Origin of the sequence: Xanthomonas sp. NCPPB 2632 (assembly GCF_041228075.2) — a bacterium.
GTDB lineage: Bacteria > Pseudomonadota > Gammaproteobacteria > Xanthomonadales > Rhodanobacteraceae > Luteibacter.
This window is the reverse complement of sequence record NZ_CM192979.1, coordinates 1-21,658: the sequence shown is the minus strand read 5'-3', so window position 1 is coordinate 21,658 and position 21,658 is coordinate 1. Positions and strand designations below refer to the sequence as shown.

Sequence of the window (21,658 nt, the reverse complement as noted above, 5' to 3'; positions counted from 1 at the left end):
GGCCAAGGTCGGGCGGGGCTGCCAGGCCACCGCCCGCCAGACCGTCAATCCTCCAACGGCACATCCTTGGTCTCGCGCACGAAGAACAACCCGATGACGAAGGTCATCAGCGCCACGGCCACCGGATACCACAGGCCGTAGTAGATATCCCCTTTCCACGCCACCAGCATGAAGCCGATGGTGGGCACGAAGCCGCCGAACCAGCCGTTGCCGATGTGGTACGGCAGGCTCATGGACGTGTAGCGGATACGCGTCGGGAACATCTCCACCAGCCACGCGGCGATGGGTCCGTAGACCATCGTGACGTAGAGCACCAGGATGGCCAGCAGGAGCACCAGCATCGGATAGTTCGCCTGTGCCGGGTCGGCCTTCTCGGGGTACCCCGCCGTCTTCACCTGGGCGGCGACCTTCGCGGTGAACGCCTTGCTCTGCTCGGTGAAGGCCGCCTTGTCCAGGCTGCCACCCTCGAACGATTCGATCACCGCGTCGCCGATCTTCACCGTGGCCAGCGTGCCCGCGGGTGCGGCGGCGTTGGTATACGGAATGCCCTTCTTCGCCAGCACGCTCTTGGCGACATCGCACGAGCTGGTGAAGGTCTTCTTGCCCACCGGGTCGAACTGGAAGGTGCACGCCTCCGGATCGGCGGTGACGACGACCGGTGCGGCCGCAGCGGCGGCTTCCACGGCGGGATTGCCGAAGTGGGTCAGGCCCTTGAAGATCGGGAACATCGTCAGTGCCGCGATCAGGCAACCGGCCAGCACCACCGGCTTGCGGCCGATGCGGTCGGACAGCCAGCCGAAGAAAACGAAGAAGGGCGTGCCGATCAGCAACGCGCCGGCGATCAGCAGGTTGGCGGTGGTGCCGTCGATCTTCAGGCTTTGCGTCAGGAAATACAGCGAATAGAACTGGCCCGTGTACCAGACCACGGCCTGGCCGGCGGTGGCGCCGAACAGTGCCAGGATCACCAGCCGCAGGTTCTTCCATTGGCCGAAGGCTTCGGTCAGCGGCGCCTTCGACTGCTTGCCCTCGGCTTTCATCTGCTGGAACACCGGCGACTCGTGCAGTTGCAGGCGGATGTACACCGATACGCCGACCAACACCGCGGAAAGCAGGAACGGAATGCGCCAACCCCAGGCTTCGAACGCCTCGGTGCCCAGGCCCAGTCGCGTGCCGAGGATGACCAGCAGCGAGAGGAACAGGCCGAACGTGGCGGTGATCTGGATGAAGCTGGTGTACAGCCCGCGCTTGCCCGGCGGCGCATGTTCCGCCACATAGGTCGCCGCACCACCGTATTCACCACCCAGGGCCAGGCCCTGCAACAGGCGCAGCAGGATGAGCAGCACGGGCGCGGCCACGCCCATCGTCGAATACCCGGGCAACACGCCGACCAGGAACGTCGAGGTGCCCATGATCAGGATGGTGATGAGGAAGGTGTACTTGCGCCCGATCAGGTCGCCGATGCGACCGAACACGATGGCGCCGAACGGACGCACGGCAAAGCCGGCGGCGAACGCAAGCAGGGCGAAGATGAACTGGCTGGTCTCGTTCAATCCCGTGAAGAACTGCTTGCCGATCAGCGCGGCCAGCGAGCCGTAAAGGTAGAAGTCGTACCACTCGAACACGGTGCCCAGGCTGGACGCGAAGATCACGCGCCGGTGGCTGGTGCCGATGCTGCCGTCGGCACGCAGGCCGCTTGCGGTAGTCGCCATGTCGCTCCCCTTAGAACCGGTAGTTGCCGTTGAGCGTGAGTTCGTTGCCGGCGGTTTTCTGCCGGCCCAGGCCGTTGGTGGTGGTCGAGTCGAGGTTGGCGTGGATCCACTCCACGCTGAAATCGAACGGCCCGGTGGTGTACTGCAGGCTGGCCGCTTTCTGGCGGCTCTTCAGCAGGCCGGGGGTGTTCGCCGCGCGCCAGCGCAGCACGTCGTTCTCGTCGGGCTTGCTGACCGAGGCGAATGCATACACCGTCCAGTGCGGATCGAACTTGTAGCCCGCCTGCAGGTAACCGCCCTTGTCCTTGATGTCGCCGAACTGCGAGAGGTCGCCGAACAGTTCGCCGATCGCATTGCCGGTGTACACCACGCTCTTGAAGATGAACTTGCCGGGCGTCCACAGGCCGCCCAGTTCCACCGCCGTGCTCTTCAGGTTGCTCTTGATCGGCGTGGCGGTAAGGCCATCCACGCCGTGCAGGTCCACCTTGCTGTAATGGCCGGCCACGAAGGCCTGCCAGTTGCCGCCCTTGGCGGTGAGGCGCGCCTCCACCTGCGGCTTGAAGCCCGCGTTGCCGGCGGTCTGGTAGTTGGTGGTCGCGTTGGTGCCGGGGCCGTTCCAGCTGCCCTGCAGCACGGCCATGTCGAAGCGCCACTTGGTGCCTTCGGAACCGTGATTGAGTTCCTGCATCCAGATGGCCCCGGGGAAGCGCCAGCCGATCACGCCGCTGCCGTAGCCCAGCGGAAACGCGATATGCGACAGCGACTGCGGGATGTAATCGAGCGGGAACATCAGGTCCCACATCTGGCCGATGCGGAACGTGGTGCCGGTGCTGGCGTTGGCGATGTCCATGTACGCCTGGCGCATGCGCAGTTCCGGCTGCGAGCCGGCGTAGGCACCGGTGCCGTTGAAGCCGCCGAAGAAATCCATCTCGATGCGGCCGCTGCCGGCCCAGTTCTCGTTGAACTTCGCTCCGGTGAAGTCCAGCCAGAAGCGCGTGTTGCGCACGTCCACGCCGCTGACGCGACCATCGGCGCGGTTGGTGCCACCGGCCGGGATCGGATACTCCGAGTTGGCGCCGTTACCGTAGGTATAGGCCTTGTTCTGGGTGAAGGCGCTGGCGTTGATGAAGCCGTGCAGCGCCAGCGACACGCCGGGCGCCGTGCCGGTAGTGAAGGCGGGCTTGGCGGGGACGGTCGCCACCACTTTCTCCACCTTGGCCACTTTCTCCTCGGTCTGCTGCGACTGGACCTGCGCCGCCTGGGCCGTGGTCGCCGCCTCCGTGGTCTGCGTCTTTTGCTCCTGGATCATCGCCTTCAGTTCCGCCAGCTGCTGCTCGAGCTGGTTGACCCGCGACTCCAGCGCCGCCTCGCGGCTCGTGGTTTTCTTCGATCGCGACTGGGCGTGGGCGAGGTCCGGCACCGCCGCCATCGGCAGCATCAGGGCACAGGCCACACTGAGGGCGATGGCCTTGCGGCCACCGTAACGGTTCGTCTTCATCATGGTCTCCCCAACCATTGGCAGCGCGAGCATGTGGCCGTTACGGCCGGGGTTCCATTCGCCAAAGGTCGAAACTCGACCAAAGTCGTAGCCGGTGCGACCCCTCGGGTCGCGTGGCGGGGATAAACTTCCCCTCATAGCCCCAACGCCGTCCTTACAGGAGCACGCATGTCCGACATCCATCCCGTCGATCCCGCTTTCGCCGCCACCGCGCGCGTCGGCAAGGCCGACTACGAGGCCAACTACGCCCGCTCCGTGCAGGACCCGGAAGGCTTCTGGAAGGACATGGCCACGCGGATCGACTGGATCGTGCCGCCGACGAAAATCAAGGATGTCTCGTTCGACCCGGCCAACCTGCACATCCGCTGGTACGAGGACGGCCAACTCAACGTGTCCGCCAACTGCCTCGACCGGCACCTGGCGACGCGCGGCGACAAGACCGCCATCATCTTCGAGGGTGACGACCCCGGCGAGTCGCGCAGCCTGACCTACCGCGAGCTGCACACCGAGGTCTGCAAGTTCGCCAACACGCTGAAGAACCTGGGCGTGGCCAAGGGCGACCGCGTGCTGATCTACCTGCCGATGATTCCCGAAGCGGCGGTGGCCATGCTGGCCTGCGCACGCATCGGCGCCGTGCACTCGGTGGTGTTCGGCGGTTTTTCGCCGGATTCCGTGGCGGCACGCATCGCCGACTCCGGCGCCAAGCTGGTCATCACGGCCGACGAAGGGTGTCGCGGCGGCAAGAAGATCCCGCTCAAGGCGAACGTGGACGAATCGCTCACCAGGCCGGGCACGAACAGCGTGCATACCGTGGTGGTGGTGCGCCGCACCGGCGGCGCCATCCACATGCAGTCGCCGCGCGATCGCTGGTACCACACGCTGATGGAAGGCCAGTCCGCGGAGTGCGCGTACGAGGCGATGAACGCGGAAGATCCGCTGTTCACCCTGTACACCTCCGGCTCCACGGGCCAGCCCAAGGGCGTGCTGCACACCAGTGCGGGATACCTGGTCTATACCAGCCTCTCGCACGAACTGACCTTCGACCTGCGCGAAGACGACATCTACTGGTGCACCGCCGATGTGGGCTGGATCACCGGCCACAGCTATGTCGTGTATGGCCCGCTGGCCAATGGCGCCACCGTGGTGATGTTCGACGGTGTGCCCAACTACCCGGACTTCAGCCGCTTCTGGCAGGTGGTCGACAAGCACAAGGTAACGCTGTTCTACACCGCGCCCACCGCCATCCGCGCGCTGATGCGCGAGGGCGACGAGCCGGTGAAGAAGACCTCGCGCAAGAGCCTGCGCGTGCTGGGCACGGTGGGTGAGCCGATCAACCCGGAAGCCTGGAACTGGTACCACCGCGTGGTGGGCGAATCGCGCTGCCCCATCGTCGATACCTGGTGGCAGACCGAGACCGGCGGCTTCATGATCACGCCACTGCCCGGTGCCACCGCCCTCAAGCCCGGCTCCGCCACCACGCCGTTCTACGGCATCGTGCCTGCCATCGTCGATGCCGAGGGCCGGCCGCAGGAAGGCGCCGCCAGCGGCAACCTGGTGATCACCGATTCGTGGCCGGGCCAGATGCGCACGGTGTACGGCGACCACCAGCGTTTCATCGACACCTATTTCAAGACCTATCCCGGTAACTACTTCACCGGTGACGGCGCTCGCCGCGACGAGGACGGTTACTACTGGATCACCGGTCGCGTCGACGACGTGATCAACGTATCCGGTCATCGCATCGGCACCGCCGAGGTGGAGAGCGCCCTCGTGTCGCACGCCAAGGTCGCCGAGGCGGCCGTGGTCGGCTGTGCCCACGACATCAAGGGCCAGGGCATCTATGCCTTCGTCACGCTGAAGGCGGGGGAGACCGGCAGCGACGAACTGGCGAAGGAACTGGTGGCCGCGGTGCGCAAGGAGATCGGCCCGATCGCCGCGCCGGATCACCTGCAGTGGGCGCCGGGCCTGCCGAAGACGCGGTCGGGCAAGATCATGCGGCGCATCCTGCGCAAGATCGCAGAGAACCAGCCCGACCAGCTGGGCGACGTGTCCACGCTGGCAGACCCGGGCGTCGTGCAGAACCTGGTCGACCAGCGGTTGATCCGGTGATGTCCGGCCGCCCGTGTCGTCGCGGTCGCTGATGGCCGACGTCCTCATCGCCGACGACCATCCGCTGTTCCGCGATGCCTTGCAGCGCGCGGTGCTGGCGGCGTTGCCCGATGCCGTCGTGCACACGGCGGACAGCGTGCCGGCGCTGTTCGCGCTGATCGAATCGCTGCCGGACGCGGACCTGCTGCTGATGGATCTGCACATGCCGGGCGCACGCGGCTATTCCGCGCTGGCGCATATCCGCGGCCAGTACCCGGGGCTGCCCACGCTGGTGGTTTCGGGACACGAGGAAGCGCAGGTGGCGCGTCGTGCGCTGGGCCATGGTGCATCGGCGTACATCCCGAAGTCGGCCTCTGTCGAACAGATCGTGGAGGCGGTGCGTACCGTGCTGGACGGCGACGTGTGGCTGCCGCACCAGCTGGTCGGTGGCAACGTGGAGCTCAAGCCCGACGAGGCGGCCGTCGCCGCGCGTGTGGCGTCACTCACGCCGCAGCAGTTCCGTGTGCTCGGCATGATCGCCGAGGGCTTGCTCAACAAGCAGATCGCCTACGACCTGGGCGTCTCCGAGGCCACGGTGAAGGCGCACATGACGGCGATCATGCGCAAGCTGGGCGTGTCCAACCGCACGCAGGTGGCGCTGGCGGCAAGCCACCTGGACGTGGACAAGGAAGCCTTCCCGGGAAACACCGTGGAACCCTGAAACGCCGCAGGGCGCGGCACCGGGCGTGGCATCGACTCATCCCGCGCCGGCGCCGGTACCTGTGCGTTTCGCCAGCGCCACCAGCAGCGCGCGCAGCGCGGCCGGCCGCACCGGCTTGTGCAGCACCGGGTATCCCAGCGTACGCGCACGCTGCTTCAGCGCCGTGCTGCCGTCGGCCGTGACCAGGGCCGCGGGCGGCATCGGAACGATGGTCGTGCCGATGTGTTGCAGGGCGTCCACGCCATCCATGCCTTCGCCCAGGTGATAGTCGGCAAGGATGAGATCCACGTGCGTGCTCGAGAGCACCGCCAGCGCCGCGGGTACGTCGATGGCCACGCGGCAATCCACGCCCCAACGGCCCAGCAGGGCCTGCATGCCCTCCAGGATGGTGTCGTCGTTGTCGAGGCACAGCACCGTCAGCGGCAGTTGCTCGCCGCCGGGACGCGCCATCGTCGGCGCGCGCTTGCGCGATACCGCCGCCGTGCGCGGCACGGTGATGCTGAAGCAGCTGCCACGCCCGACCCGCGAGCGCAGTCCCAGTGTATGGCCGAGGATGCCGGCCAGGCGCTCGCAGATCGACAGCCCAAGGCCGAGACCTTTTTCGCCCCACGGCGACGGACGCTCCAGCCGCTGGAACTCACCGAAGATGCGTGCCTGCTGCTCCGGCGCGACACCGGGCCCCGTATCCCATACCTCGATGCGCAGGTAGTCCCCCTCATGGCGCACCCCCAGCACGACGCCACCCGTGCGGGTGTAGCGCAACGCGTTGGAGAGGAAGTTGGCCACGATGCGTCGCAGCAGCTGCGCGTCCGAGCGCACGGAAAGCGATGACGGCACTACGTGCAGCGTGAGGCCGCGCTGCTCGGCCACCACGGCAAACTGCTGCTTCAGCGAATCGAACAGGTCCGCGAGGGCGAAGGGGAGTACCTCGGGCCGGTAGCTGCCGGCATCCAGGCGCGAGACATCCAGCAAGGCGTCCAGCAGGTCCTCGGCCGCGCGGAACGACGCATCGATGCGTTCGGCCAGGCCGGCCGCTTCCGTGTCCAGGCCGGGATGTTGGCGCAGCGCCGAGGTGAACAAGCGGGCGGCGTTCAACGGTTGCAGAAGGTCGTGGCTGGCGGCAGCAAGGAAACGTGTCTTCGACGCATTGGCCGCTTCCGCGTCGCGTCGCGCCATCGCCGTGGCGTTCAACGCCTCCGACAACTCGGCCGTGCGTACCTCCACCCGTTGTTCCAGGGTTTCGTTCGCATCGATCAGGGCCTGCTCCACGGTCTTGTACGCGGTGACATCGGTGAACGTGGTGACAAAGCCGCCGCCGGGTAGTGCGCGGCCGCGCATCTCGATCACCGTGCCGTCGGGGCGTACGCGCGAGAACACGTGCGGCGAGCCGGCACGCATGTAGCGGATACGCTTGGCGACATGCTCGTCCACCTCGCCGGGCCCGCATTCGCCGAGCTCGGCGTTCCAGCGAATCAGGTCCGCCACGGGCAGACCAACGTAGACCATGCCCTCGGGATAGTCGAACAGCTCCATGTAGCGGCGATTCCATGCCACCAGGCGCATGTCGCCGTCCACCACGCTGATGCCTTGCGAGACGTTTTCCAGCGTCGTGGACAACAGTTCGCGGTTGAAGCGCAGCTCCTGCGAGGCTTCGTCGAGCAGCGCCATGGCCTCGGCGATGTCCAGTCCGGTACCGGACAGCGCACCCATCAGGATGCGTCGTGCGCTGGCCGCGCCCACGGCGCTCGCCAGCAGGCGTTCGGTGAACTGGATCAACGGACGGTCCGCGGCATCCGACGATTCCAGTGCCACGCCGTGGCGCTCGCCGTATTCATGGAACGCACGCGCGGTGACGCGCTCACCGACGATACGGCCGGCGATGGTGCCCAGGTCGCGCACGGTGACGCGACCGCGCCAGTCGCCGGCGCCGCCGGCGCTGCGCACGAAGGGATCGACGAACAGCGCCGCGTGCAGCCGCTCGGCCACGCTGGGTCGAAAGCGCAGGGAGATGAAGACCAGGCAGCCGACGTTGGTCAGCAGCGACCAGAAGGTGCCGTGCGTCACCGGCTCCCAGCCGGTCAGGTGGAACAGCTCGGTGGGTTTCAGCCAGGCGATGCCGAACGGGCCATCCTGCATCCATGAGGTACCGATCCATCCCGCACGCGTCATGGCGGGTAGCAGCAGGGTATAGGCCCACACGGCAAAGCCGGCCAGCAGGCCCACCTGCACGCCGCTGCGGCTGGCACCGCGCCAGTACAGGGCGGAGACGATGGCCGGCGCGAACTGCGCCACCGCAGCGAAGGAGAGCAGGCCCGTGGCGGCAAGGTTTTCCGCATCCGCGATGATGCGGTAGTAAACGTACGCCATGGCGGCCAGGCCGACGATCGCGATGCGTCGGATCAGCAGCACGGTACTGGACAGGTCCGCGCGCTTCTCCAGGTCCAGGCGACGGATGCGCAACAGCATCGGCATGACCAGGTCGTTGCTGATCATCGTGGCGAGCGCCACCGCCGCGACGATCACCATGCCGGTGGCCGCTGAGAAGCCGCCGATGAAGGCGAGCAGGGCCATGCCCGTGTCGCCGTGCGCAAGCGGCAGGTTGAGTACCCATGCATCCACGTGGCCCCCGGTCACCTGCGACAGGCCCAGGCCCGCGCTGACGATCGGCAGCACGGCGAGCGAGATCAGCACCATGTAGATCGGGAACAGCCAGCGGGCGCGGCGCAGGTCGCGCGGATCCTCGCATTCCACCACGCCGATCTGGAACTGGCGCGGCAGGCAGAACATGGCGCAGAAGGCGAGCAGGGTCTGCGCCACGAAGCCGGGCGGCATGCTGCCCTTTTCAATCTGCTGGAGCGGCGCCCGCAGCGTTTCCTGCAAGCCGGGGCCATGTCGCCAGGCGTAGATGCCGATGGCGACGAAAGCCAGCAGCTTGACCAGTGACTCCGCCGCCACGGCCAGCATCATGCCGTGGTGGTGTTCGGTGGCGTCGATGGTGCGCGTGCCGAACAGGATGGCGAAGACGGCGAGCAGGGCGGCACACCACAGCGCCGTGTCACCGAACCACCACGCGGAGTTGCCGGCGCCGAGCACGGCGAACGACATCGCCACGGCTTTGAACTGCAATGCGATGTACGGAATGATGGCGACCACGGCGATCACGGCCACCAGCGCCGCCAGGCCGTGCGACTTGCCGAAGCGCGCGGCGATGAAATCGGCGATCGAGGTGATGTTGCGCTCCCGGGCCACCAGCACCAGGCGCTCGAGCAGGCCGAAGCCCAGCACGAACAACAGCAGGGGTCCCAGGTAGATCGGCAGGTAGGCCAGCCCGGAACGCGCCGCGGTGCCGACCGCGCCGTAGAACGTCCACGACGAGCAATACACCGCCAGCGCCAGGCTGTAGACCAGGGGACGCAGACGGGGTTGCCGCGGATACAACGGCCGACGGTCGCCCACGTAGGCGATGACGAACAGCAGCCCCACGTAGAGCAGGGCCACCAGCAGCAGAAGCCATCCTGCGATCACGTTACCTCGCTCCCCCTTCGACAGCGTTTCGATTCTAAGGCACGCGGGCGCACTTGCCGTCGTTGCCGTTCCCACGCAGCATCGTCACCATGCCCCAGCTCCCACCTATCCCGCCGCTCGCGGACGACGACATCCATGTCTGGCACACACCGTGGCCCGGCGGCAGAGGGGATAGCCACTTCGCGGCGCTCGTCGCGGCATACGCCGGCCCCGGCGCACCGGACATCGTTCGCGGCGACCAGGGCAAGCCCCTGTTGCCGCCACCCTTCGACAACCTCGGCTTCAGCTGGTCGCACAGCGGCGATGTCGCGGTGCTGGCGATCGGCCGGGGGCCGGCGGGATTCCTGCTGGGCGTGGACGTGGAAACGGAGCGCCCGCGTGCCCGGGCCTTGGAGCTGGCCCGGCGCTTCTTCGCGACCGAAGAGGCCGCCTGGCTGGAAAGCCTCGCGGACGATCAGCGTGCAGCTGGCTTCCTGGCGCTGTGGACTGCCAAGGAAGCCGTGCTGAAGGCCCATGGTGGCGGGCTGTCCTACGGCCTGCACCGTGCCGCGTTCACGATCCGCGGGGAAGAGGCGCTGCCACTCGCGTTCGATGGCGACCTCGGCCCGGCCGACGCATGGCAGGTGCGGGCGCTGCCGCTGGGCGAGGGAAGGCGGGGCGCGGTGGCCTGGCGTGGGGGTGAACGCCGGGTCCGCGTCTTCACATCTTCGCTTTGAACCTTTTCGGCGTCGGCCGTGTCTCAGTTACGTGTGTGTGTGAGCCGTGGAGTGCGCCACAGGGAGGTGGCGCGTTATGCTGGGAAGACAGTCATTACGCACGTCGCGAAGGTGGCGTGCGTTTTTTTTGGACCGTCGATGACCCTACTCAGCGTCAACCTCAACAAGATCGCCGTGCTGCGCAACTCGCGCGGTGGCAACGAACCCTCCATCGCCAAGGCCGCGCACACGTGCATCGATGCGGGCTGCGGCGGTATCACGGTGCATCCCCGGCCGGACATGCGTCACGTCACCCCCGCCGATGTCCGCGTCATCGCGGGCCTGCTGCGCGGGCGCGTGGAATACAACATCGAGGGCAATCCCTTCGCGGAGGCACGCGGCGCCTATCCCGGCCTACTGGAACTGGCGCGGGAAGTACGCCCCACCCAGGTGACCCTGGTACCGGACGGCGACGGCCAGATCACCTCCGATCACGGTTTCGATCTCACGGCCGACATCGAGACGCTCCGCCCCGTGGTGGCCGCGTTCCGTGAGTTGGGCTGCCGCGTCAGCGTGTTCGTCGACGCCGGCGGCGCCGGGTTTGCGGAGGCCAGGGCTATCGGCGTCGATCGCGTCGAGTTGTATACCGGGCCCTACGCGGAGGCCTTCGAGCAGGGCGACGCGCGGCGCGAGCTGGCCGCGTTTGCCGACACCGCGCAACGCGCGCAACAGGCGGGGTTGGCCGTGAATGCGGGCCACGACCTCAGCCAGGCCAACCTGGGCACGTTCAAGTCGGCCATTCCCGGGCTGGCGGAGGTGTCGATCGGCCATGCCCTGATCGGTGAGGCCTTGTACGACGGCCTGTCGCGAACGGTACGCGCCTACCTCGATATTCTCTCGTAAAAAAAAACCCCGCCGAGAGGCGGGGTTTTCGTCTAACCGGACAGACCATGGATCAGTTCGAGTTAACGAAACCGATCTTGGTCAGGCCCTGGCCCTTTGCGTCGGAAAGCACGCGAGCCACGGCCTCGTACTGTGCCGCGTCGTCCGCGTCGATCTGCAGTTCCGGCTGGTTCGACTGCTGGGCGATCACCGCGATCTGGGCCTTGAGGCCAAGCTCGTCAACCGGCGTGTCGTTCCAATAGAGCGAGCCATCCTGGCGGATCTGCAGCCGGACGGGATCCGGCGGGTTCTCTGGGTTTTGCACGTTCGGATTCGGCTGCGGAAGATCGATCTTGATCTTATGCGACAGCATCGGAGCCGTGATCATGAAGATGATCAGGAGCACCAACATGACGTCGACGAGCGGCGTCACGTTGATGTCCGCCATGGGACCACCAGAGTTGCCTGAACTGAATGCCATTTTCGTTACTCCTTGCCGGTCGACATGAAGCCGACGTGGACCATACCGGCTTCCTTGGCATCGCCAAGGATCTTCTTCACCACCTTGTACTCGGTGGTGCGGTCCGCACGGATCTGGAGTTCCGGCTGCGGCGACTTCGCCGCCGCAACCGCAAACTGGGCCTTCAGTTCAGCCTCGCTGACTTCACCGTCATTGAGGAAGTACGTACCGTCCGGCTTGACCGCGAGATCCATCGGTTCGACCGGGGTGTCATCCTTAACGTTCGGATTAGCCTTCGGCAGATCGATCTGGACCTTATGGGACATCAGGGGTGCCGTGATCATGAAGATGATCAGCAGAACCAGCATCACGTCGACGAGCGGCGTGACGTTGATTTCCGACATCGGGCCACCGCTGTTGCCACCGCTGGACATAGCCATGGGTCAGCTCCTTACTTCTTGACGACGACCGGCGCCGTACCTTCGACGCGAGCGCCGGTGGCGAAGAAGTCGTGCAGGTCATGCGCGAATTCGTCGAACTTGGCGTAGGTCAGGCGGTTGGAGCGCATGAAGAAGTTGTACGCGAGCACGGCCGGGATAGCGGTGAACAGACCGAACGCGGTCATGATCAGCGCCTCACCGACAGGACCGGCGACCTTGTCCATCGATGCGGAACCCGAAGCGGCGATACCGATCAGCGCGTGGTAGATACCCCACACCGTACCGAGAAGACCGATGAACGGGGCCGAGGAGCCGACCGTGGCGAGCAGGGTCAGGCCACCTTCCAGACGCAGGCTCTCGCGAGCGACGGCCTGGCGGAGTGCGCGGTCGATGAATTCCGAACGCGACAGCGTTTCGGCGAGGCGACCGCCAGCAGCCTGCTGGTGGTGAGCGACGGCCGAAGCGGCATCGAGCGCGATCTTCGAGAACGGTTCGCCCTTCGGCTGCTCTTCGAGCATACGAATGGCTTCCTGCGTCGACGAGGTGTTCCAGAAACCCTGGATGACCTTGTCGGCGCGGGACCGCACCATGCTGTTACGGATGAAGTTGGCGACGATGAAGTACCACGAGAGTACGGACATCGCGACCAGCACCACGAACACGATCCAACCGAGGAAGTCGAAATTGTGAATGAGGTGGTCGAAGCCCATCTGCTTGAGGGCATCGGCGTTGGAGTTTTGACCTGGCTGAGCAGGCTGAGCGGAGGTGTCTTGCAACATAACGCTACCCTTGGGAAGTCAAGCGTGAACTTAAAAGATGTAAGTGTGGGGGCTTACAGCTGGTTTAGGTTGAACGTAACGGGGACACGTGCATAGCCTTCGACGGCAGCACCGCCTCGCTTGCCCGGGTTGAATCGCCAGTTCCTTGCGGCATCCTCCGCGGCTTTGTCCAATTCGCGGAAACCGCTCGACTGGTCAACCTTGATGTCTTTCGGCGCACCGTCGACACCCACGAGGACCAGAAGAACCACCGTACCTTCATGCCGCTGACGGACCGCCTGCGGCGGATACTTTGGCGGGTTACGCTGACGGTACGACAGATTTTCGCTCGGCGCGATATCCGCCGGCGGAGCAGGCGGCGCGGGAGGCGCCGGCGGCGGAGCCGGAACAGGATTCGAGCTCGCTTCCTCGACAGCCGGCGGCGGTGGAGCCGGCGGCGGCGGAGTCGGCGGCGGCTTCACCTGCTGGATGATCTTCGGCGGCGGCTGCTTAGGGGGTTCGGGCGGCGGCGGCGGCGGAGGGGGCGGGGGCGGCGGCGGTTCGATAAAATCGACCTGCACGACTTTCTCTTTCTGCTTTTCCTGCGACTTCGGCGGCGCCATGGGCGCGACCAGCAGCAGGAAGGCGAACGAGTGCAACGCAATGGCGACTGCCAATGCGCTGGTGCGCCCCCAACTGAACGGCGCTTGGCCGGTTGATTCGTTACTTGAGGCCATCAGTCACTATCAAGAGCTAATCAAGCGGAAGTGAGCCCGCACTGCTCTTCCGGCGTTTGGCAATTGACATTGCCGAAAACGCAGGTTTCTGCAAGCGGAAAGATATGCAAGTTACACCAGCATATGGCGTTTGTATAGCGCCTGAAGGGAGGATTCGTGACGATATTGAATCCTCCACTTTTCAGCACCTTACAAGCGCTTACTTGGTGTTCTCTGCATTTTTCAACCAGGCGTTGGCCTTGGCAGACGTTTCAGGGTCCTGCGCCGCGAGCTTCATGTCCGCAATAGCACCCTGCTTGTTCTTCTGACCACGCTTGGCTTCCGCGCGCACCATATAGGCCTGGCCTTTATGCTGAACGCCCTTGCTGATGGCATCGGTCACCGATTTCTCGGCAGCCGGGTATTGATTCTTCTGCAGCTGGAGGCGGGCGACGCTGAGCGACACCTCGCCGTCCTTCGCCAGCGGAGCAGCCTTCTGGTACGCGGCCAGCGCGGCGCTCTCGTTGCCTGCCGTAATGGCGGCGTCGCCCTGCAGCTTGTAGACCTCGGCGGAGGGCTTCACCACGCCCTTCGACAGACCGTCTTCCAGCACGGCCTGCGCCTTGCCGGCGTTGGCTTCCTGGCGCTCGCTGTGGTCCTGGCCATCGATCAGGTAGACCTTGGCGAGGTTGATGTACAGCTTCTCGTCCTTGAAGGCGCCCGCGGCACGGCCCTTTTCGAGCAGCGCGATCGCTTCGGGATACTTCTGCGCCTGGATCAGCGACGACGCCGCATTCTGCATCGCGGTCGGGTCGTTCGGATTCTTGGCCAGCTCGGCCGAAGCCAGGTCGGCGGCCTTGTCGCCCTGGCCGGTTTCCGCATAGCTGGCGGCGAGGATCTGGTCCCACGAACCCTGCGGCTTCGCGTCCGGCATCGACTTCGCCTTGGTGATGGCGGCGATGGCTTCCGGGTACTTCTCGAGGCGGTAATCGATATTGCCTTCGAGACCGTAGGAGTCGGAAGTTTCCTTCTTGCCTTCCGAGCGCCATTCCTGCAGCGACTGCAACGCCGGGGCGTACTGCTCGTCAGCCACCAGGAACTGCGTGTACATGTACTTCAGCTGGAAGTAGGTGTCGTTCGGCATGACGCCGATATCCAGCGCCTTCTTCAGTTCGACGATGGCGCCTTTCACGTCGCCGTCGTTGTACTTCATGTTGGCCAGGCCCTGCAGGGCCAGTGCCTGGGCGTACTTGCTGCTGGTACCCGAGCCATCGGCGAGCGGCTGCAGAATCTGCATCGCCTTGTCCTTGTCGCCATTGTTGGCGGCGTCCAGGCCCTCGTTGATGGCCTTCTGGTCCTTCTCGGTCTTGAGGTCGAGCTTGGGCTCCGTACGCGTGGCGTTCGGGTACAGCGCTTCTTTCTTGTCCTTGGGAGCCGAGTCACGCGCGCTGACCGCACCGCTGGCAAGGGAAAGAGCGACCGCCGTGGCGAGCGCGAGCTTTGCGAAGGAACCCTGTTTCATCGAATGACCTCAGGCTGTAGGACTCGGCGCTCAAAGAACAGTGCCGGGGGACTACAGAGGTTAACCTGATTCTATTCCTAAGAACAAGTCGCAGTGCGATAAAAAACAATAGTCAAAACAATGACTTGTTATATGTTTGTTGGCGCGATGCAAATTTGTGGCCCTTATGGCCCTTGAAAACGGCGTTTTCATCCTTCCCTGCGAGTTGTGACGCAGGTCAAAAAAAGAGCCCGATGCGTAACCGCCATCGGGCTCCGTGATGTAAACGCTTACGCCAGATCGTCAGACGTCGAGGTTGGCTACCTTCAGCGCGTTCGATTCGATGAAGTCGCGACGCGGTTCCACGGCCTCGCCCATCAGCATCGAGAACATCTGGTCGGCGGCCACGGCGTCCTCGATGCCCACCTGCAGCATGCGACGGGTTTCCGGATTGACCGTGGTTTCCCACAGCTGCTCCGGATTCATTTCACCCAGGCCCTTGAAGCGCTGGATGGAGCGGCCCTTCTTGGCTTCGTCCAGGAGCCAGTTGCGCACGTCCGCGAAGCTGAGCACGCCGCGCGAGGCATTGCCGCGGCGAACCACGGCGCCGGGCTGCAGGTGCAGGTCGGCGAGCTGACGTGAAATGCCCAGGATGGCGCGGAATTCGATACCGCCGAAGAACGCCTGCGGCATGATCCACGTGTGGCTGAGGCCATGCTGCATCCGTTCCACTTCGACGGCGGCGCCCTGCTCGTTCAGCGCCGGACGGAAGCGCAGCTTGTAGGTAGGCTTGCCCAGGCCGCTGGCACTGAGGCGCGTGGCAATGCCATCGAGCCAGGCCTGCATGGCGACAGGGTCGGCCCACAGGCCTTCTTCCATCGGCACGTGCTCGATCATCGCGGTGAGCGAGGTGGTGTCGAAGCGATGGCTGAGGCGAGCGATCTGGTCCAGGGCGGACTGGTAATCGTGCAGCAGCTTCTCCAGGACTTCGCCGCTCACGGGTGGCGCGCCCTCTTCCGGCATCAACGACGCGTTATCCACCGCACCCGAGATCAGGTACTGGTTCAGGACCACATCGTCCTTGATGTACATCTCCTGCTTGCCCTGCTTCACCTTGTACAGCGGCGGCAGGCCGATGTAGACGTGCCCGCGTTCGATCAGTTCGGGCATCTGGCGGTAGAAGAAAGTCAGCAGCAGCGTGCGGATGTGCGAACCGTCCACGTCCGCATCGGTCATGATGATGATGCGGTGGTAGCGCAGCTTGTCCGGGTTGTATTCGTCCTTGCCGATGCCCGTGCCCAGCGCGGTGATCAGCGTACCGACTTCGGCGGAGGCGATCATCTTGTCGAAGCGTGCCTTCTCCACGTTGAGGATCTTGCCCTTCAACGGCAGCACGGCCTGCGTGCGCCGGTTGCGGCCCTGCTTGGCCGAGCCACCTGCGGAGTCACCCTCGACCAGGAACAGTTCGGACAACGCCGGATCCTTTTCCTGGCAGTCCGCCAGCTTGCCCGGCAGGCCGGCGATGTCGAGCGCGCCCTTGCGGCGGGTCATCTCGCGAGCCTTGCGGGCCGCTTCGCGGGCACGTGCCGCATCCACCGCCTTGGAAGCGATGGCCTTGGCCTCGGCCGGATGCTCCAGCAGGAACTCGGACAGGCGGTCGTTGACCACCTGTTCCACCGCGGTCTTCACCTCGCTGGAAACCAGTTTGTCCTTGGTCTGCGAGGAGAACTTCGGGTCGGGCACCTTGACCGACAGCACGGCGATCATGCCTTCGCGCATGTCGTCGCCGGACAGGCCGACCTTGGCGTTCTTGGCCAGGCCTTCCTTCTCGATATAGCTCTGCAGCGTACGCGTCAGCGCGGCGCGGAAGCCCGTGAGATGGGTACCACCATCACGCTGGGGAATGTTGTTGGTGAAGCAGAACATCGTTTCCTGGTACGCGTCCGTCCACTGCATGGCCACTTCGACGGTAATGCCGTCGGCGGTTTCCGTGCTGAAGCTGACGACCGTCGGGTGTAGCGCGGTTTTCAGCTGTGACAGATGCTGGACGAAGGAGCGGATGCCACCCTCGTAGGCGAAGATGTCCTTGCGGTCGTTGCGCTCGTCCACCAGCTCGATGGTGACGCCCGAGTTGAGGAAGGCCAACTCACGCAGACGCTTCGCCAGGATGTCGTAGTGGAACTCGATGTTGTTGGTGAACGTGGCCGGGCTGGGCAGGAACCGCACCATGGTGCCGCGCCGCGTGGTGTCGCCCACGGGGCCGATGGGGGCCTGGGCCACGCCGTGTGCGTATTCCTGACGATATTCCTTGCCGTCGCGCCAGATGGTCAGCCACAGCCGCTCGCTCAGCGCGTTGACGACGGAAACACCCACGCCATGCAGGCCGCCGGAGACCTTGTATGAGTTGGCGTCGAACTTGCCGCCGGCATGCAGCACGGTCATGACCACTTCGGCCGTGGAAATGCCTTCTTCCGGGTGGATTTCCACCGGAATGCCGCGTCCGTTGTCCGAAACGCCGACGGACCCGTCCTGCCCGATCACCACCGTGACGTAGTCGCAGTAGCCAGCCAGGGCTTCGTCGATCGCGTTATCGACGACCTCGAAGACCATGTGGTGGAGACCGGTGCCGTCGTCGGTGTCACCGATGTACATACCGGGGCGCTTGCGCACCGCGTCCAGGCCCTTGAGGACCTTGATGCTGCCGGAATCGTAGGCGTTGGACTGGTTCGGATCGAGAGGTTCGTTCATGCGATGCCTGGTGATGGCGCGAGGTGCGGCCCGATGCGGCGCAGGTGCGCCGGCATAGTCGGTCGATTATAGCAAAGCCACGACGGCACCCTGTTCCACGTGGAACACAGTGACCGGCTGGCTGGAAAGTGCGTCGGGAATGTCTGTCCCCGTGACCAGAACCTGCGCATCGCGGCCGAGAAGCTGCGTTACCACCCACTCTTGATGGGTCTGATCCAGCTCGGACGCAAGATCGTCGAGGCATATCACCGGCCACTCGCCCTTGATGTCTGCGTGGAGCGCCGCCTGACCGAGCAGGCAAGCCAGCGCGGTCAGTTTCTCCTGGCCGCGCGAAAGGTGCTCCCTCAGGGGAGCCTGTTCGAAGTTGATGGTGAAATCAGCACGATGTGGGCCGACGGTGGTGTGTCCACGTGCGAGATCACGAAGGCGTCGTGAGGCCAGGATATCCAGCAAGGGCTCACCCTCCTCCCAGCCCGGGCGATAACGCAGGTCGAAGGGACCTAGTTCGGGAAGGACGTTAGCGGTGAATTCCTGGATGTGGGGCAACAGTCGGACCAGATAAGCCTTGCGATGCGCGGTCATCGCTTCCCCGGTGGAAGCCAGTTCGGCCTCCCAGGGTTCGATCCATGATGGTTCGATGGGGCCACCGCCTCGCAGAAGCGCGTTTCGCTGCTTGAGGGCACGCTGGTATCGACGCCATTGCCCGACGAAGTCATGTTCCACGTGGAACAAACCCCAGTCGATGAAGCGCCGGCGTTCATCGGAAGCCCCGGCGATGAGGTCATGGGAACCCGGCTCAAAGCAGACCACCGCGCATTCCTGCACCAGTGCGCCCAACGATGCCGCCGTATCGCCATCCACCCTCGCCTGCCACCGGCTTCCCTCGCGCCCCAGACCCAATCGTCGTACGCGATCGTCTTTACCGCGCACTTCCGCGAAAACGGACAGGGCGGCGGCGCCCCGTTGCAACAAGACATCACGCGATCCCGCACGGAACGATCGCCCATGGGACAGCAGGTAGGCGGCTTCGAGGATGCTGGTCTTCCCGGCACCGTTGGGGCCTACGAATACATTGATCCCCGCGGCCGGCGTCAGCGAAACGCTGTCGAGATTGCGCAACCCGGCGATCCTGAGTGATTCGAACTTCATGACGCCCTGTGGTGGCCGGTACGACGAAACGAAAAACGCCGGGGTGTCGAAGACAGCCCCGGCGTCATCAGCCGAACTTTAACGTGGAAGTAGATCAGAGGCGAAGCGGCATCACGACATGGCGCGCTTCTTCGTTGCCCTCCTCCTGGAGCAGGCAGCTCGACTGCGCATCACGCAGGTTGATGCGCACCTTCTCGCCACGCAACGCACCGAGCGCATCCAACAGGTAGCCGACGTTGAAGCCCACGGCGAGGTCGTCGACGACGGTCTCCGCTTCGACTTCTTCCTGGGCTTCTTCCTGCTCCGGGTTGTGCGCAACGATCTTGATCCGGCCTGGCGTCAGTTCCAGTTTGACGCCACGGTACTTCTCGTTCGAGAGGATCGCTGCGCGCTGCAAGGCGCTGCGCAGCACATCGCGCTCGATCGTCGCGGATTTGTCGGCACCGAGCGGGATGACCGCCTCGTAGTCGGGAAAGCGTCCGTCGATGAGCTTCGAGGTGAACATGACGCCACCACGCCGCACGCGCAGATGATTACGCCCGAACTCCAGCTCTACCGAGCCCTCGCCCGCTTCCAGCAAACCGATCAGTTCGTTGACGCCCTTGCGCGGAATGATGATCTGGCGACGTGCCGACACCGAACTCTGCAGCTTGGTTTCTTTCAATGCCAGGCGATGGCCGTCGGTGGCCACACAACGCAGCGTGTGCTCCTGCAGATCCAGCAGCATGCCGTTGAGGTAATAACGGACATCCTGGTTGGCCATGGCGAAGGCCGTGCGGTCCATCAGGTCGCGCAGCACTTCTTCCGGCAGCGTGACCCGCTCGACCAGTTCGATTTCATCGACGGTCGGAAACTCGCTGGAAGGCAGGGTGGCCAGGGTGAACCGGCTGCGGCCCGCATTCAGGGCTATCCGTTCGCCGTTGAGCTTGATGTCGATCTTTGCGCCATCGGGCAGTGCGCGAACGATGTCGAACAGCTTGCGCGCAGGAATCGTGATCTCACCTTCCTGGACAGCGTCGGCGGCGGTCGTGGCGACCATCTCGACTTCGAGGTCAGTACCGGTGAACGAAACCTCTTGTCCGGAAGCGCGAACCAGGAGGTTGGCGAGCACGGGCAGCGTCTGCCGGCGTTCGACGACGCCCACGACTTGCTGCAGGGGTTTGAGCAGAACTTCCCTCTGGATGCTGAATTGCATGCGACCCCTACTCCTGCTTTTAATGTTTTTAAGATTTATATAGTGGTTGTTGTTAGGGCGGTGGATAACTTGACAAGTCAAAAAACTTAATACATTTCATGAGCTTGTCATTTCATATCTATCGCGTCTAACCGGTGAAGCTATGTGGGTGTCTTGTGGATAACTTCGAGGCCCAAATCCATCCTCCGTCCATCCACCTATTATCCACAGGTTCTCAGCCCGTCAATATACGAATGAGTTGCTCCCAGTCCTGGCGCATGCGCACGTCCTTCTCGCAGAAACCGCGGATGGTCCGGCAGGCATGCAGCACCGTGGTGTGGTCACGGCCGCCGAACGCCTCACCGATCTCGGGAAGGCTGTGCTCGGTCAGCTCCTTGGACAGGGCCATGGCGACCTGCCGGGGGCGCGCCAGGGAGCGCACGCGGCGCTTGGAGAGCAGATCGGAAAGGCGGACCTGGTAATAATCAGCCACCGTCTTCTGGATGTTGGGCACGGTCACGGCCTGCGCATGGGTGTTCAGCAGGTCGCGCAGGGTTTCTTCCGCGAAATCCGTGGTGATCGGCTTGCGGTAGAAATTGGCCCGGGCCGCCAGCGTATTCAGGGCACCCTCGAGATCGCGCACGTTCGAGCGGATGCGCTTGGCGAGCAGCATGGCCACGTCCTCGGACACTTCCATGTGCTTCTCTGCCGCCTTGGCCAGCAAGATGGCCGCTCGCGTCTCGAAGTCGGGCGGCTCGATCGCCACCGACAGGCCCCAGCCCAGCCTCGACTTCAGCCGCGGCTCCAGCTTGTCCAGTTCCTTGGGATAGCGGTCGCAGGTGAGGATGATCTGCTGCTTGGCTTCGAACAACGCGTTGAACGTATGGAAGAATTCTTCCTGCGTGGTGTCCTTGCCGGCGAAGAACTGGATATCGTCGATCAGCAGGGCGTCCACCGTGCGGAAGCGGCGCTTGAACTCGTCCATGTTCTTCTGTTGCAGCGCCTTGACCATGCCGCTGACGAACTGCTCCGAGCGCAGGTACAACACCTTCGCGCCGGGATTGTTCTGCAGCAGCATGTTGCCCGCGGCGTGCATCAGGTGCGTCTTGCCCAGGCCCGTGCCGCCGTAAAGGAGAAGCGGGTTGTAGGCCCTGCCCGGATTCATCGCGACCTGCATCGCCGCCGCCTTGCCCAGCTGGTTCGACTTGCCCTCGACGAAGGTCTCGAAGGTGTAGTGCATGTCCAGGTTGTGGACATGGGGCGGTTCCGGCGGCGCCTCCGGCGCCCGAGGCGCCTGCTGCGAAGGCGACGGGGACGGCGTGGCACTGCTCACGCGCACCGGCACGGCCCTGCCGCCGGACGAGCCGACTTCCAGGCGTACCGTAACGGGATGGCCGATCAGGTGTCCCGAGATACTCTGGATCTTTTCCAGGTACTGCTCGCGAATCGTGTCCAGCGAATACGGGTTCGGGGCGTACAGATGCAGGCCGGAGGCGTCTTCCCGGGCCTGCAGCGGCATGAGCCAGGTATGGACTTCCTCGGCGGTCAATTCGCCTTCAAGACGCTCGAGACAGCGCCTCCAAAGATCACTCAT

At 64.6% G+C, this 21,658-nt stretch carries 16 protein-coding genes; 4 read left to right on the top strand and 12 right to left on the bottom strand.

Features of this window, described 5'->3' with window-relative positions:
• Nucleotides 1-44: 44 nt before the first annotated feature.
• Nucleotides 45-1,709, bottom strand: a complete 1,665-nt coding sequence (locus tag AB8808_RS00080) for an MFS transporter (protein ID WP_369925653.1) — start codon at nucleotides 1,707-1,709, stop codon at nucleotides 45-47.
• 10 nt (nucleotides 1,710-1,719) lie between these two features.
• Nucleotides 1,720-3,207 carry a hypothetical protein gene (locus tag AB8808_RS00075; RefSeq protein WP_369925651.1) on the bottom strand — a complete coding sequence of 496 codons (1,488 nt, stop codon included), beginning with the start codon at nucleotides 3,205-3,207 and terminating at the stop codon, nucleotides 1,720-1,722.
• A 168-nt stretch (nucleotides 3,208-3,375) separates the two neighbouring features.
• Here AB8808_RS00075 and acs point away from each other — a divergent pair, with 168 nt between their 5' ends.
• Together acs and AB8808_RS00065 are read left to right on the top strand one after the other, a co-directional pair.
• Complete coding sequence (gene acs, locus AB8808_RS00070) at nucleotides 3,376-5,316, top strand: acetate--CoA ligase (protein ID WP_369925649.1); 1,941 nt, start codon at nucleotides 3,376-3,378, stop codon at nucleotides 5,314-5,316.
• Nucleotides 5,317-5,347: 31 nt separating this feature from the next.
• Entirely contained in the window at nucleotides 5,348-6,016 is a 669-nt protein-coding gene (locus AB8808_RS00065; protein WP_369925647.1) for a response regulator transcription factor, read from the top strand.
• Nucleotides 6,017-6,052: 36 nt separating this feature from the next.
• Here the strand turns inward: AB8808_RS00065 and AB8808_RS00060 are convergent, their stop codons facing one another.
• Complete coding sequence (locus AB8808_RS00060) at nucleotides 6,053-9,541, bottom strand: hybrid sensor histidine kinase/response regulator (RefSeq protein ID WP_369925645.1); 3,489 nt, start codon at nucleotides 9,539-9,541, stop codon at nucleotides 6,053-6,055.
• An 89-nt stretch (nucleotides 9,542-9,630) separates the two neighbouring features.
• On the opposite strand from AB8808_RS00060, the gene AB8808_RS00055 reads away from it, so the two are divergent.
• Both AB8808_RS00055 and AB8808_RS00050 read left to right on the top strand, forming a co-directional pair.
• Nucleotides 9,631-10,257, top strand: coding sequence for a 4'-phosphopantetheinyl transferase family protein (locus AB8808_RS00055; protein ID WP_369925643.1), 627 nt, complete (start codon nucleotides 9,631-9,633; stop codon nucleotides 10,255-10,257).
• Nucleotides 10,258-10,395: 138 nt separating this feature from the next.
• On the top strand, nucleotides 10,396-11,139 hold the full coding sequence (locus AB8808_RS00050) for a pyridoxine 5'-phosphate synthase (RefSeq protein ID WP_369925641.1): 744 nt from the start codon (nucleotides 10,396-10,398) through the stop codon (nucleotides 11,137-11,139).
• A 52-nt stretch (nucleotides 11,140-11,191) separates the two neighbouring features.
• On the opposite strand, the gene AB8808_RS00045 is transcribed toward AB8808_RS00050, so the two are convergent.
• The 9 genes from AB8808_RS00045 to dnaA form a co-directional block, all read right to left on the bottom strand.
• The gene (locus AB8808_RS00045; RefSeq protein WP_036138661.1) at nucleotides 11,192-11,599 is read right to left on the bottom strand and encodes an ExbD/TolR family protein; all 408 of its coding nucleotides are present in this window, start codon (nucleotides 11,597-11,599) and stop codon (nucleotides 11,192-11,194) included.
• A 5-nt stretch (nucleotides 11,600-11,604) separates the two neighbouring features.
• Complete coding sequence (locus AB8808_RS00040; protein ID WP_036138663.1) at nucleotides 11,605-12,018, bottom strand: ExbD/TolR family protein; 414 nt, start codon at nucleotides 12,016-12,018, stop codon at nucleotides 11,605-11,607.
• Between the two features lie 11 nt (nucleotides 12,019-12,029).
• On the bottom strand, nucleotides 12,030-12,797 hold the full coding sequence (locus AB8808_RS00035) for a MotA/TolQ/ExbB proton channel family protein (protein WP_369925639.1): 768 nt from the start codon (nucleotides 12,795-12,797) through the stop codon (nucleotides 12,030-12,032).
• A gap of 53 nt (nucleotides 12,798-12,850) precedes the next feature.
• Nucleotides 12,851-13,513: an energy transducer TonB gene (locus AB8808_RS00030; RefSeq protein ID WP_036138669.1), complete on the bottom strand. Its 663-nt coding sequence runs from the start codon at nucleotides 13,511-13,513 to the stop codon at nucleotides 12,851-12,853.
• Between the two features lie 199 nt (nucleotides 13,514-13,712).
• Nucleotides 13,713-15,014 carry a tetratricopeptide repeat protein gene (locus AB8808_RS00025; protein WP_369925637.1) on the bottom strand — a complete coding sequence of 434 codons (1,302 nt, stop codon included), beginning with the start codon at nucleotides 15,012-15,014 and terminating at the stop codon, nucleotides 13,713-13,715.
• A gap of 282 nt (nucleotides 15,015-15,296) precedes the next feature.
• Nucleotides 15,297-17,741 carry a DNA topoisomerase (ATP-hydrolyzing) subunit B gene (gyrB, locus tag AB8808_RS00020; RefSeq protein WP_369925635.1) on the bottom strand — a complete coding sequence of 815 codons (2,445 nt, stop codon included), beginning with the start codon at nucleotides 17,739-17,741 and terminating at the stop codon, nucleotides 15,297-15,299.
• Between the two features lie 66 nt (nucleotides 17,742-17,807).
• The gene (gene recF / locus AB8808_RS00015) at nucleotides 17,808-18,890 is read right to left on the bottom strand and encodes a DNA replication/repair protein RecF (protein WP_369925633.1); all 1,083 of its coding nucleotides are present in this window, start codon (nucleotides 18,888-18,890) and stop codon (nucleotides 17,808-17,810) included.
• A gap of 94 nt (nucleotides 18,891-18,984) precedes the next feature.
• Nucleotides 18,985-20,085: a DNA polymerase III subunit beta gene (gene dnaN, locus AB8808_RS00010; RefSeq protein ID WP_036138679.1), complete on the bottom strand. Its 1,101-nt coding sequence runs from the start codon at nucleotides 20,083-20,085 to the stop codon at nucleotides 18,985-18,987.
• 214 nt (nucleotides 20,086-20,299) lie between these two features.
• Nucleotides 20,300-21,658 (bottom strand): chromosomal replication initiator protein DnaA, encoded by a 1,359-nt coding sequence (gene dnaA / locus AB8808_RS00005; RefSeq protein ID WP_369925630.1) that lies wholly within the window; start codon nucleotides 21,656-21,658, stop codon nucleotides 20,300-20,302.

Excerpts from the sequence above, each read along its gene's own strand:
- AB8808_RS00080 (WP_369925653.1), bottom strand. The coding sequence starts at position 1,709 with ATGGCGACTACCGCAAGCGGCCTGCGTGCCGACGGCAGCATCGGCACC.
- AB8808_RS00075 (WP_369925651.1), bottom strand. The coding sequence starts at position 3,207 with ATGAAGACGAACCGTTACGGTGGCCGCAAGGCCATCGCCCTCAGTGTG.
- acs (WP_369925649.1), top strand. The coding sequence starts at position 3,376 with ATGTCCGACATCCATCCCGTCGATCCCGCTTTCGCCGCCACCGCGCGC.
- AB8808_RS00065 (WP_369925647.1), top strand. The coding sequence starts at position 5,348 with ATGGCCGACGTCCTCATCGCCGACGACCATCCGCTGTTCCGCGATGCC.
- AB8808_RS00055 (WP_369925643.1), top strand. The coding sequence starts at position 9,631 with ATGCCCCAGCTCCCACCTATCCCGCCGCTCGCGGACGACGACATCCAT.
- AB8808_RS00050 (WP_369925641.1), top strand. The coding sequence starts at position 10,396 with ATGACCCTACTCAGCGTCAACCTCAACAAGATCGCCGTGCTGCGCAAC.
- AB8808_RS00045 (WP_036138661.1), bottom strand. The coding sequence starts at position 11,599 with ATGGCATTCAGTTCAGGCAACTCTGGTGGTCCCATGGCGGACATCAAC.
- AB8808_RS00040 (WP_036138663.1), bottom strand. The coding sequence starts at position 12,018 with ATGGCTATGTCCAGCGGTGGCAACAGCGGTGGCCCGATGTCGGAAATC.
- AB8808_RS00035 (WP_369925639.1), bottom strand. The coding sequence starts at position 12,797 with ATGTTGCAAGACACCTCCGCTCAGCCTGCTCAGCCAGGTCAAAACTCC.
- AB8808_RS00030 (WP_036138669.1), bottom strand. The coding sequence starts at position 13,513 with ATGGCCTCAAGTAACGAATCAACCGGCCAAGCGCCGTTCAGTTGGGGG.
- AB8808_RS00025 (WP_369925637.1), bottom strand. The coding sequence starts at position 15,014 with ATGAAACAGGGTTCCTTCGCAAAGCTCGCGCTCGCCACGGCGGTCGCT.
- gyrB (WP_369925635.1), bottom strand. The coding sequence starts at position 17,741 with ATGAACGAACCTCTCGATCCGAACCAGTCCAACGCCTACGATTCCGGC.
- recF (WP_369925633.1), bottom strand. The coding sequence starts at position 18,890 with ATGAAGTTCGAATCACTCAGGATCGCCGGGTTGCGCAATCTCGACAGC.
- dnaN (WP_036138679.1), bottom strand. The coding sequence starts at position 20,085 with ATGCAATTCAGCATCCAGAGGGAAGTTCTGCTCAAACCCCTGCAGCAA.
- dnaA (WP_369925630.1), bottom strand. The coding sequence starts at position 21,658 with ATGAGTGATCTTTGGAGGCGCTGTCTCGAGCGTCTTGAAGGCGAATTG.